The sequence below is a fragment of the Nonomuraea sp. NPDC049378 genome (genome assembly GCF_055586745.1).
Genome location: NZ_JBVJHP010000011.1, coordinates 112,334 through 123,410, shown reverse-complemented (window position 1 = coordinate 123,410; position 11,077 = coordinate 112,334). Strand labels below are relative to the sequence as shown.

General features: G+C 67.1%; 12 protein-coding genes and 1 pseudogene. 9 read left to right on the top strand and 4 right to left on the bottom strand.

Features of this window, described 5'->3' with window-relative positions; genetic code table 11:
- Positions 1-249: 249 nt before the first annotated feature.
- The 3 genes from ACZ6SA_RS24230 (at position 250) to ACZ6SA_RS24220 (ending at position 4,126) form a co-directional block, all read left to right on the top strand.
- Positions 250-2,346, top strand: coding sequence for a helix-turn-helix transcriptional regulator (locus tag ACZ6SA_RS24230; RefSeq protein ID WP_465830555.1), 2,097 nt, complete (start codon positions 250-252; stop codon positions 2,344-2,346).
- Complete coding sequence (locus ACZ6SA_RS24225; protein ID WP_465830553.1) at positions 2,343-3,284, top strand: hypothetical protein; 942 nt, start codon at positions 2,343-2,345, stop codon at positions 3,282-3,284. The genes ACZ6SA_RS24230 and ACZ6SA_RS24225 overlap by 4 nt, the downstream gene beginning before the upstream one ends.
- A gap of 86 nt (positions 3,285-3,370) precedes the next feature.
- Complete coding sequence (locus ACZ6SA_RS24220) at positions 3,371-4,126, top strand: DUF6339 family protein (protein ID WP_465830829.1); 756 nt, start codon at positions 3,371-3,373, stop codon at positions 4,124-4,126.
- 48 nt (positions 4,127-4,174) lie between these two features.
- On the opposite strand, the pseudogene ACZ6SA_RS24215 reads toward ACZ6SA_RS24220, so the two are convergent.
- Positions 4,175-5,194 (bottom strand): annotated as a pseudogene (locus ACZ6SA_RS24215) (DNA cytosine methyltransferase); the annotation flags it as partial.
- 223 nt (positions 5,195-5,417) lie between these two features.
- Between ACZ6SA_RS24215 and ACZ6SA_RS24210 the strand changes: the two are divergent.
- Genes ACZ6SA_RS24210 through ACZ6SA_RS24190 form a run of 5 tightly spaced genes read left to right on the top strand, consistent with a single transcriptional unit; the run spans position 5,418 to position 7,953 of the window.
- Positions 5,418-5,837 carry a very short patch repair endonuclease gene (locus ACZ6SA_RS24210; protein WP_465830827.1) on the top strand — a complete coding sequence of 140 codons (420 nt, stop codon included), beginning with the start codon at positions 5,418-5,420 and terminating at the stop codon, positions 5,835-5,837.
- Between the two features lie 24 nt (positions 5,838-5,861).
- Entirely contained in the window at positions 5,862-6,098 is a 237-nt protein-coding gene (locus ACZ6SA_RS24205) for a hypothetical protein (RefSeq protein ID WP_465830551.1), read from the top strand.
- Positions 6,099-6,130: 32 nt separating this feature from the next.
- A complete protein-coding gene (locus ACZ6SA_RS24200) occupies positions 6,131-7,369 on the top strand; it encodes a helix-turn-helix domain-containing protein (RefSeq protein ID WP_465830549.1) in 1,239 nt (412 codons plus the stop codon).
- Between the two features lie 60 nt (positions 7,370-7,429).
- Positions 7,430-7,663: a hypothetical protein gene (locus ACZ6SA_RS24195; protein ID WP_465830547.1), complete on the top strand. Its 234-nt coding sequence runs from the start codon at positions 7,430-7,432 to the stop codon at positions 7,661-7,663.
- Positions 7,660-7,953, top strand: coding sequence for a hypothetical protein (locus ACZ6SA_RS24190; RefSeq protein WP_465830545.1), 294 nt, complete (start codon positions 7,660-7,662; stop codon positions 7,951-7,953). Before ACZ6SA_RS24195 ends, ACZ6SA_RS24190 begins: the two co-directional genes overlap by 4 nt.
- A gap of 41 nt (positions 7,954-7,994) precedes the next feature.
- On the opposite strand, the gene ACZ6SA_RS24185 is transcribed toward ACZ6SA_RS24190, so the two are convergent.
- The 3 genes from ACZ6SA_RS24185 to ACZ6SA_RS24175 are packed head-to-tail and all read right to left on the bottom strand — an operon-like array spanning position 7,995 to position 9,936.
- Positions 7,995-8,741 (bottom strand): dienelactone hydrolase family protein, encoded by a 747-nt coding sequence (locus ACZ6SA_RS24185; protein WP_465830543.1) that lies wholly within the window; start codon positions 8,739-8,741, stop codon positions 7,995-7,997.
- Positions 8,742-8,788: 47 nt separating this feature from the next.
- Positions 8,789-9,562: a hypothetical protein gene (locus ACZ6SA_RS24180; RefSeq protein ID WP_347645762.1), complete on the bottom strand. Its 774-nt coding sequence runs from the start codon at positions 9,560-9,562 to the stop codon at positions 8,789-8,791.
- Positions 9,562-9,936: a peptidase inhibitor family I36 protein gene (locus ACZ6SA_RS24175; RefSeq protein WP_465830541.1), complete on the bottom strand. Its 375-nt coding sequence runs from the start codon at positions 9,934-9,936 to the stop codon at positions 9,562-9,564. The genes ACZ6SA_RS24180 and ACZ6SA_RS24175 overlap by 1 nt, the downstream gene beginning before the upstream one ends.
- A 302-nt stretch (positions 9,937-10,238) precedes the next feature.
- On the opposite strand from ACZ6SA_RS24175, the gene ACZ6SA_RS24170 reads away from it, so the two are divergent.
- Positions 10,239-11,072, top strand: a complete 834-nt coding sequence (locus ACZ6SA_RS24170) for a helix-turn-helix transcriptional regulator (RefSeq protein WP_347645764.1) — start codon at positions 10,239-10,241, stop codon at positions 11,070-11,072.
- The last annotated feature ends 5 nt before the right edge of the window (positions 11,073-11,077 follow it).

Genomic DNA, 11,077 nt, shown 5'->3' with positions numbered 1-11,077 from the left:
CTCGCAGAGCCCAGACGGCTGTGGGGGTGAAACGGAAGGATAGAACTGCATTGCGAAAGAGATGAGACGAAAGGAGAGCTTCCGCCTGTCATGCTCCCAGAGAGTGACACAAGTTCCGGGCAGCCCGCAAGAGACTTCGACAAGGACTCGAGGACCGAACGCATAGATGCAGGTCAGGCATAATGCTGTCAACTTCCGTTTGACGCGGTACTCTGGGTGTCAAACGACTCGGGCGACAAGGAGCCACGAATGACGCACAGTCCTAGTGCCGCCGACGACCCGGAAGACTTCGGCCCTTGGCTCGGTCGACAGTTGCGGCGCAAGGGCATGACGCAGTCGGAACTGGCCACGGCCTTGGACGTGACCCGGGCCGCGGTGTCCGCCTGGATCACCGGCCGTGCAGTGCCGAGAATCGAGAAGATTCATGCCATCGAGGAAGTTCTCGGTCTTGCGACCGGATCCTCGGTCACGAGGGACGAGGCACCTGACTCGGCGGGTTTCGTCGGATGGCACCTACGCCCGGCCCATGCCGACGGAGGCCGCGAGTTGGGGAACGCGGCCGCCTTCGCTTTCGACTCCAGCCTGGCGATTCTCACCCGGGAGGCGACACAGAACTCCCTGGACGAGCGGCACGATCCGAATGTCCCGGTTCGGGTGCGGTTCATCCTGCACGAGCTCACCGGTGAACGCCTGCGCCGGCTTCAGGAAGCAGTGCGCTGGGACGATCTCGTCCCGCACATCGAGTCGGCTGCGGAGGCCGGGCAGAAGGTGGGCCGGGTACTGGCGGACGGCCTACGCGAGCTCCGGGAGAGCGGAAGTCTGCTTCTGCTTCGTATCGACGACTACAACGCCAATGGGCTCACCGGCCCCGAGTACGAAGACGGCCGCTTCGCCGCGGTGATCCGCCGGCAACTGGACAGCCACAAGAGCAGCGGCACCGCAGGTGGCTCGTACGGCCTGGGTAAGGCCACGCTCTGGGGCACGAGCAGATTCGGCATGGTGATCGCGAACAGCACGTTGTCCGAGCCCTTCGAAGGCCGCCGAGAACGTCGAGTGGTCGGGCGCATCGACCTGCCTTGGCACGAGGTGGGCGGACGTCAGTTCGCGGGCCCCGCCTGGCTCGGTGAGCGTGATCCGCATCGTGAAGGCGCAGCGCGGTCCTGGTGGGCGGGAGAGCGGACGGTCAAGGAGCTGTATCTGACCCGCAGCAGCACGGACCCCGGCACCAGCTTTCTCATCGTGGGGGCGCACGACCCCTCGGGCGAGGCAGTGACTCTGGAGCAGATGCACGCGACACTCGTCCAGGCTCTGGCGGACGGCTTCTGGGCCTCCATGGTCGCGGGTCGCGGAGCCTCCCCCGTGCTGGAGGCGTCCGTGGAGGCGCTGCGCGACGAGCAGGTCGTCGTGCCGGAGGAACGCGTCGATCCGCATCGTTATCAGCCGGCGAGGTCACGTGCCGTGCGGGCGTTCCTCGACAACGAGACCACCTCCGTCCTTGTGTCCGCCGACGACGTCGTCGGCGTCCCCGTACCCCTGTTCATCCCGCCCAGAAAGGACAGAGCCCGGGCACAACCGATCCAGCACGACGCTGTGCTGCTCGTCACTCCGGCCGCTGAAGAGGAGGAGCGTGCGAACCGGATCGTCTGCATGCGCGGCACGCGCATGAGTGTGGTGGAGCGACCGGTCACCGACGTCCCACTCGGTGCGCGGCGTTTCCAAGCCGTGCTGCTGGCGGGGCACGCGTCCGGTGCCGCCGGGACCGATGCCGATTCGGCGGAGGCGTTCCTGCGGACAGCCGAGCCGCCTGAGCACAACGACTGGAAGCCGACCGAAGATCTGACCTCTACCTATGCCCGCGGAGCTGTGACCCGGCTCAGGGAATTCCGCAAGGCGATGCTTGACCTCGCGCGGGAGACCGTGCGACCGGCGGAGGCCGACCTGGACGCGGTCGCGACCCCCAAGGTTCTGCGTGACCTGCTCAAACTCGACCCGGCGACACCGCCGAGGAGCCCTGGATATCCGACGATCCGGAGCGCGACCGGGCAGGTCGACGAGCACGGCGCTTGGCACGTCCGGATCGAGATCAAGCTCCCGCCGCGCGATGACCGGTGGATCTTGCGGCCGTTGCTCCGTTTCGCCACCCGCTCGGGACCGAGGCCCGAGGCCGAATGGGCCAGGATTGACCCCGAATGGAACTGTGAGACGGCAAACGGTGACCTGATGTGCACCTCAGGCGCCCGATCGGCGGTGTTCGTCGGCGTGAGCGACGTGACCAGCCACCCGGTGGACGCGAAACTGACCATGGCCGAGGTCGACCTCGTCCGGGTGCGGGGTGGGGTGTCGTGAAGGGCATCTTCCCTTACCACGTTGTGCTCGGCGAGGTCACGTTGGCGGTGGACGGGGCGTGGCTGGACGATCTTCCTGTGCCGATCGACATGATCTCGCCGATCGAACGCGCGGTGGCGCTGCACGACATCCAGCGTCCCGACTGGAGATCCGCGCGACTCTCCGTCCGTGTCCGGGGCCCGGAGCAGGAACTTGCGACAGGGCCGTGGGGGCGCATGTCCTGCGTGGCGATGCTGACCGAACGTCGCACCAACGCCCACTCGGCCGTCCGGCTGCGCATGGTGGAGCCGGGTGAATGGGTGGGATATGTCGAACTCCGGCGGGACCACCACGACAGACGTGCCGAGCTGAGCGCATGTCTCGTCGCCACGGTCGATGGCATTCCCGGACGCCTGATCGGTGCCGTGGACTCCTCGTGGACAATCGACGTACGGGCGCGAACCCCCGTCAGGCGGGAGGACGTCACCACTCGGTGGGTCGATTTCGGTGACGACCGCCATCCCTGGCTCCGTGCCTACCGAAGCGACCCCTGGGCTATCGACACCACCGGCGAACCGCCCGTTCTCTATCTCAACAGCGGATTCGAAGGTCTGCGCCTGCTGCTCGAAAGCACGCGGCAGAGTGAACGTGCAGCTCGTGATGCCTTGGCTGCTCGCATCGCCATGGACATATGGTCGGTGCTCTTCGACGCGGCGGCGGACCAGGTCGACGGATCGGAATGGCCGGTCGGTTGGCGTGGGTCGGTCCTCCGCCGCATGCTGCCCGACGTGTTCCCTGACTGTTCTCCCGAGGACACGCTGCGTGAGCTGGCCGGCGCGTCGGGAGGAGAGCTGCGCTCCCGCGTCCTGCACGCGGCGGCCAAGCAAGCCAGGATGCCGGCGACATTGGGTACCTTCATCCGTGCGCTGCACCGCACGGGACATGAGGAGGAGCAGTGAGCGCCGTACCCGATCGGCTCGCCTACCTTCAGGTGGAGGTGGCGACGAGACTGCTGTCGACGGCCGTCCTGGAACGACGAGAGGCCATGCCGATCGTCGCCATCGACAAGGTCTGCACTCCTGCGCCCTGGCCTGCCGAGCCGGTACGGCAGTTGATCGAGGAGGCGCTCAAGAGGTTCGAGTTGAACCCACCCACCCAGGCGGACGCCTGGTTGGCGCCTAGGTTGCACGCCGTCCTTCGGCTCACCCGTGCGGAGGCGGCGGACCCGGGTCTATGGGCTTACCTCGCCATGCGAGTTGCGTCCGATTACGTTGTCTGGCGCCATCCCGGACGCAACCCGAAGCACGGACAAGTCCAATCGATCAACAAGGCTCGATTCGTCGGACCGTTCGACGCGCAAGCCTTCGCCCGCCTGTGGTGGGCCGCCGAGCTGTTCCGCGACGGCCCTGACTACCGTCCCGTGGTTGTGGCCTGCGGCAACCAGGACGTGCTCAACACCGTGCTGGGCCTGAGGGTGATCCTCCATCGTCCCGTCGCCCAAGCCCTGTTGCGGTTGGTCTCGGACGGCAGGGCCGCCACCGGCAGAGAGGTCAACGCTCTTGCCCAAGCGGTCAACGCGGCAGGCAGCACCCTCGTCTACGAGGCTCTTGCACCCGACGTGGGGCAGGACCCCGACGCCTACCGTGACTGGATCGACGAAGGGCACAACGGTTTCGTCCCCTACGACGCGCTTCCCGACGGGCCCGACGACGGTCAGGTGTCTGCGGCGGCGATCGACGAGTTGGTCGCGCTCTTCGCCAGGCTGTACGACGAAGCTCCTGTCCGAGGACGTGATCGCTGAGTCGTCCGGGCGGGCGAACGCGATCTCGTGGACGAATTTCGCCAACGCCCTGCCCAGGAGCGGGGGTACGGCGTTGCCGATTTGACGGGCGATGGATGGCTTGTTGCCTACGAAGTAGAAGCTGTCCGGAAAGCTCTGAAGCCGGGCAGCTTCCCTGTGAGTAATCGGGCGGTGCTGATCCGGGTGCAGGTAACGGCCCTTTTCGGGCTTGTAGAACTCGGTGCGGATTGTGACGCTCGGACGATCCCACAGAAGTCTGCCCATGACATCGTGGGTGCCCGTGGGCTTGTTGGCCCAGCACTGGGGCTCCAGATCGGGGCGGTTCCGTCGAAGGTCGAACCTGTTGCCCCCGGGCGGTATCGCCTTGAACCGCTCTATCGACAGCTGCGTGAGGTTGCGGCCGAGATGAAGGTTCTGCGGGACGCGATCCTCCTCCAGCTCGATGCCCATGGGGATGGATGGCAGCTTGCCGATAGCGTCCCGAACGGTCCTGTAAGGGGTCTTGTGCTTCGAACGTGGCCCGTGTGTAGGAGGTGGTGGCCACGCCACTTCGGCAACATCGCGGACCGCGATGAAGATCCCTCGCCTTCTGTTCTGTGGCACTCCGTAGTCGGCGGCGCTCAACACCCCGTAGTTGTACGCGTAGGCGCTGAAGTCCTCATCCGTGTCCATCAGTTCGAGTAGCCGTTCGAACTGGGGCGAGCGTTGGAACTCCGGCACGTTCTCGATCACAAACGCCTTGGGCCGCACACGGCGGACGGCTTCGATGTACTCCTGCCACAACTCGTTGATCTCGGCTCGGCTCTCGTCACTGCGATCACGACCCAGCCGGCTGAACCCCTGGCAGGGCGGCCCCCCAATGATCACATCGGCCTCAGGGTACTCCGGCACCGTGGTGATGGAACCTACGTGGACCTTGCACCCGAAGTTGTGCTCAAATGTCATCGCAGCATCCGGGTCGATCTCCACCGCGAAGACGGTCTTGAAGCCACATCTTGCCATCGCGAATCCCTTTGCCAGGCCGCCTGCACCCGAGAACAGGTCAATCGTCCGGATTCGCCTGACCATGAAGATCCTCCTTGTGGTTCTGCGACTGTGCGATTATCGACCATCCGTCACCGTGATGGTGCAGAGGCCTGAGTGACAGCCAGACATTCACGACGACCAGCAGAACCGTGGATCGAGTCGTGCACGAGAAGAGCGCGCCAGGGTCGGGTCGGGGGCGCGCTCTTCATGACAAACCTTTGCGTCAGGAGTTGCGGACGCGATATACCGTTTGCCTGTGGCATCCATGCCTTTCCCCAGCTCGGCCGGTGTGTCGGAGCGGATGAGCAAGCAGCGCCGCAGGGACACCAGGCCTGAGATCTCCGTGCGGAAGCTCCTGCACGCCCTCGGCCTGCGGTACCGAGTCGCGTGGCCGATACCCGGCATGAAGCGCCGGTCGGTCGACATAGCCTTCACGCGAGCGAAGGTCGCGGTCTTCATAGATGGATGCTTCTGGCACTCGTGCCCCGAGCACGCCTCCCGCCCGGCTGCGAACGACACGTGGTGGTCCGAGAAACTGGCGAAGAACATCGCCCGGGATGTTACGACGAACGAGCATCTGCGGCAGGCGGGATGGCGGGTCGTCCGTATCTGGGAGCACGAAGATCCGGCCGAGGCGGTCGATCGCATCGTCGGGGAAGTCGCGCGCGCACGCGCAGAGCGCTGACCCGCTGGATTGGGTCAGGAACTCGTGCGTGCCGCCGGAGTGGGTGCGGATCAGTACCTGGCGGCGGCGGTGCTTGGGCAGTTGGGCCAGGGCCAGCCGAGTGGCTTCGATGTGGTCGGCGAAGACCGCCCGCGGCTGTCGTACTCGATCGGGTTCACCCTGACCGAGCAACCCTCATCCATGACTGTCATGTGCCTGTTGTCCTGCTTTCGGGATTTCGAGTGGGGCCGTTCGCTGGCGGCCAAGAGGCGCTGGTCGTAGCCTAAAGGTGTCACCTTCCGGGAGGCAGGGCTGTGGACGACGAGACCAGCGGTTCCAGTGCACCGGTTCGCACCATCGGCCAGCGCATTCAGTACCTGCGTGAGCGTCGCGGTATGACTCGCGAAGTCCTCGCCGGCCTGGTCGGCAAGTCCGAGAGCTGGTTGAAGGCCGTCGAGCACGGCCGCCGTCAGCAAAATCCCCGCCTGCCGATCCTGCTGCAGCTCGCCGAGGCCTTGCGCGTCCGCGACCTGAGCGAGCTCACTGGCGAACAGTCCATACCTGTACGGATGTTCACCGGTTCCGGCCATCCGGCACTGAGCGCTGTGCGAGAGGCCGTCAACGCCGTGCCGATGCAACCGAGCGGGTCCGTGCAACCGCTGGCCACCCTTCGGGCGCGGCTCGATGCGGCGTGGCGGATCAGGCATGCTTCTCCCGATCACCGCACAGCTCTCGGTGACCTGCTGCCCGACCTGATCCGCGACGCGCAGCTGGCCGCGAAGATGTACCGGGGCGAACACCGGCGCAAGGCGCAGGCGTTGCTCGCTGAGACGTACGGGCTGACCCAGATGTTCGTTGCCTACCAGCCTGCGGTGGACCTGCTGTGGCGGGTGGCCGACCGGGCGCTGATCGCCGCCCAGGAGTCGGAGGATCCGCTGGCGCTGTCGTGTGCGGTGTGGTTCCTCGCCCAGGCGCACAGGGACGCCGCCGACTTCGACGCCGCTCACGAGATCAACCGGCAGGGGATGGCGGCTGTCGAGCCGCACATGGAGGATCCGAGCACGAGCCTGCTCGCCATGTGGGGGGCGTTGTTGTTCGAGCTGGCCTTCACCGCGGCGCGTACCGGCGACATCGGTGAGGCGTGGCGGTATTGGGATGAGGCGGCGCGGGTCGCGGAGCGGCTCCCCGACGGTTATTACCAGCCGTGGACCTCGTTCTCGCAGGTAATCATGCGTCCGCACGCCGTCACCATCGCGGTTGAGCTCCGGCAGGGTGGGGAGTCGGCACGGCAGAGTGACCACGCCGAGTCCGTACCCATCCCATCTCGTCCGCGACGCGGCCGGCATCTGATCGAGGTGTCCCGTGCCCACTTGATGCGGCGGGACCACGCGGCGGTCCTCGGCACGCTGCAGCTCGCGCACCAGGCCGCACCGGAAACCGTCCGCTACAACGGCTACGCGCGCAGGATGACCCTCGATCTGTGCGAGGCGGGCCCGGCTACTCTGCGGCCGCAGGCACGGGAACTCGCGGACCAGATCGGCCTGATGACCTGACCGAACGAGGGGGTACAGAGTGTGTCCCTTCGCGTACGCTGCGGCATCTACGGTCGGCGCATGCCACCTGAACAGCTTTCACACGAGCGCCATGACCTCGAAGAACTTCGCGCGGCGTTCCCGGACTGGTCGATGTTCTGCAGCGACGCGGGCGTGTTCTACGCGACCCGGCGCGGTGTTCATCTCCGGAACGTCGACATCGACAAGGGGCTACGGCAGACGGTTTGTGCGGGCGACGTGGAAACGTTCGTGTCGCTGCTGGAGGACCAGGTCCGGATGGTGGTGAGGTCGTGAGCCGCCCGCCCTCCCATTTCGACTATCACGGCTTGCACGTGGCCGCGCCGAACGCGAATGCCATCCGGGTGGACTGGGTTGTGCCCCAGAGCCGGGCTGTTCTGCTGCGGGTTCGCGAGCACACGTGCGGGTGCACGTACCCGATGTTCGAGCTCTGCGCGGGGGCGGGCTTGTCGTTCGTCCGTTTGATTCCCTCCGAGGATCCCGACAAGGTACGGGAGAGTCCGTGGGTGCGTGCGCGCGCCGCCCGGGAGCTGTGGGTGCAGATCCTGACCGGTCAGGCGAGGTGACGGCACCGGACGCGCACCTCGGCGTCCTACCTGGTGAACGGTCAGCGGCGAGGCTGCTGGCGATCGGCGACGTGCCGGTCGAAGAAGGACAGGGTTCGCTGCCAGGCGTCGTCCGCCGCCGGGCGCACCAGACCGTGACGGAGCGGGAACAGCGCGAGGCTCGCGATCGGGTGGTGGCCGTCGGTCATGAAAGAGTGACCGGCCTCGGGGTAGATCGTGACATCGTGGTCGACGCCGAGTGCCCGCAGGTGCTCTCGCAACCGTTCGCCGTGTGAGCGGAAGCCCTTGTCACGGCCGCCGTAGGAGGCCACGACCGGGCAGATCGAGGCCAGTTCCTCCTTGCGGCGTGGCACCGCGCCGTAGTTCACCGCCGCCGCCCGCACGCCGGGTGGCGCGCCGGCTGCGTAGGCCAGGGCGAAGCCCGCGCCCATGCAGAACCCGATCACGCCGAGCCTGCCGCCGTCGACCTCTTCGCGGCCCGCCAGCCATCGCCGGGTCGCGTCGATGTCGGCGGTGGGCCCGTCGAGCCGTCCCGTCGCGAGCTGGTGCATGACCCGGGCCAGGCACCTGACTGTGGAGCCGTGGCTGTAGAGGTCGGGCAGGACCGCCACGTACCCGTGTTCGCCGAACCGTTCTGCCACCTCCAGCATGTCCGGTTCGACGCCGTAGATCTCGTGCACGACCACGACTCCTGGCCATCCTTGCGCGGGTGCGGCCCCTTCCGGCATCGCCACCGCCGCTGCCAGTGAACTGCCGTCCGCCAGCGGGATGCGCACGTTCTGCGTCATGGGACTCCTGTGATCGAATGAGGCTTCGGACGAGGTGACGTTCCCGCTCACGTTCGTACCTTCTCGCTCCTGCGGGCCGTGAGCTGCTCGGCGTTGCGCAACAGGCGGTCCCGGGCCTGCTTCAACGCGGTGAACTTCGCCGGAAAGCGGTCGACCAGCTCCTTCTGGAACCGGGTCTCGGCCGCGGACCTGACGGTGACGTAGCCGGTGGTCCGCTTGCACCGGGCGTCGCTGACCGCGGCCGCGCGTTCCCTGGGGGAACTCGCGGCGGAGTCGAGCCGCCACGCCGGATCCTGCAAGGCCGCGAGCGGGTCGGGGTAGGTGAATCCATGCGTTCTCATGCACCTGCTCCACGCCCGGGTCACCGCCACGACGGCCGGGTCGCTCTCGGAACGCACGACCGAGCGGGCGTTCAGCGCCGACAGCCACGCGAAATCCGCTTCCGGGACCCCGCCCCACAGCCGCTCTTCTGCCTCGCGCGCGCACGCATGGCCGGCTGCGGGGGCCGACGACGGGCGCACGAGCGGGCCGGGCACGTGGTAGCCGTGGCGTTCGGCATCGCCGACGTCCGTGATGCCGTACCGGCGCATGTTCCGCTCCAGCCGCACGCCGTGAGCCGGTGTCGAGCGCCGGCCCGCAGCCTCCGCGTCCTGCGCGGCTTCCGCACAGGAGTCTCGTGCGGCCTGTATCGCCACCGCGTCAGACGGGGTCAGCAGGTAGCCGTCGAAGGGCAGGGCGAAGCCCGGCGTTGGGGCGCTGCGCGAGAGAACCATCAAGGCGAGCGCGCCCAGAACGACGCCGGGCCACCGCTTGACCGCCACTAGCAATTGAACCTGACCGAGCTGGCCCGGTTGTCGCCGATCCCTTCGCGGCCGAGATTCGGCCGCTCCTGCCCCTTGAGGATGAACGTCGTGGCCGCGCCCGAATAGCCGGGATGCTGGTAGAGGGTGACCACGCAGTTGGTGTAGTTCTTGACCGAGCTGGCCTCGTTGTCCATTCCGTCGCTGGTGGCCCTGCCCTCGCGGTCGAGCCAGACGTTGTTCCGGAAATCCTTGTCGGAGGCGTAGAAGTTTCTCCAGTGATCGGTGTTCCCGGTGTTGTAGTTCGTGTTCTCATACAGGCAGAACGCCGTGTTCGCGCAGCTTCCGCCGGGACCGGCGCTGGCCGGCGCCGGGCCCGTCACAGCGAGGGTCACCGTCGCGGCGGCGGCTCCCAGGATTACCCTGCTCCAGTTCCGAAGTGACACGTTTCCCCCAAGGTTGGCATGCGTAGGTGCTTCGCGATCGTCAATGCGGCGGCTGGCTCGATGCGTCGAGGGCGGCGGCCTGGACGGTCCCACCGGACAGCGTGCCGACGGTGATCAGCTTTCATTCTCTGAGGAGGATCGGGAGAAGTCGTTGACTCTGGGTCCACGCGCATTGGCGTTCGGTCGCGGGTCCGCCCAAATGGGGTTCGCGTGCGCGGATCGGCACCGGCCCGGTCGATTATGGTGGGCCCGTGGCTTCCCTCCAGCATCGCCGTGAGCAGCTCAAAGAGTTCCTGCGTGCCAAGCGGGAGGCGCTCTCGCCGGCCGCGGTCGGCTTTCCCGAGGGTGGGCGCCGCCGTACTCCCGGGCTGCGCAGGGAAGAGGTGGCCGTGCTCGCCGGAGTCGGGGTGTCCTGGTACACCTGGCTGGAGCAGGGGCGTGACATCAAGGTCTCGGACGCCGTGCTGGACGCGGTCGCTCGGGCGTTGCAGCTCGAGGAAGCCGAGCGGCGCCACCTTTACGTTCTGGCCGGGTTGAACCCGCCGGAGCCTGGCGGGCGGCCGGGCGCGCCGGCGAGCGGGCAACTGCGCGCGGTGCTGGATGCCTGGATGCCCAATCCGGCACACGTGCTCGACCGGCACTACAACCTGGTGGCGGCGAACGACGCGTCCAGGTGGATCTTCGGATTCGACGACGACGTGGAGAACTGCATGGTCGCCTTCTTCACGCACGCCACCTACCGCAGCCGGTTCGCCGAATGGCACGAGTTCGCGCCGGACATGGTGGCCGACTTCCGCGCCGCCGCGGCACGTTATCCGGACGATCCGGCGTTCGGGCGGATCGCCGGGGAGCTGTCGGCGGCGAGCCCGGAGTTCGCCGAGCTCTGGGCACGTGCGGATGTCGGCTCCAGATCCCAGGGGATCAAGGCGATCAGCCACCCCGAGGCCGGTGACCTCACCTTCGAGTACAGCCTGTTCCGGCTGCCGGATCGCGCGGACCTCAACGTGGTGCTGCACACCCCTCACCCGGACACCGGCACCAAGGAGAAGGTGGAGCGCCTGTCGCTGTCAGCCAGGACCAGCTGACGCGG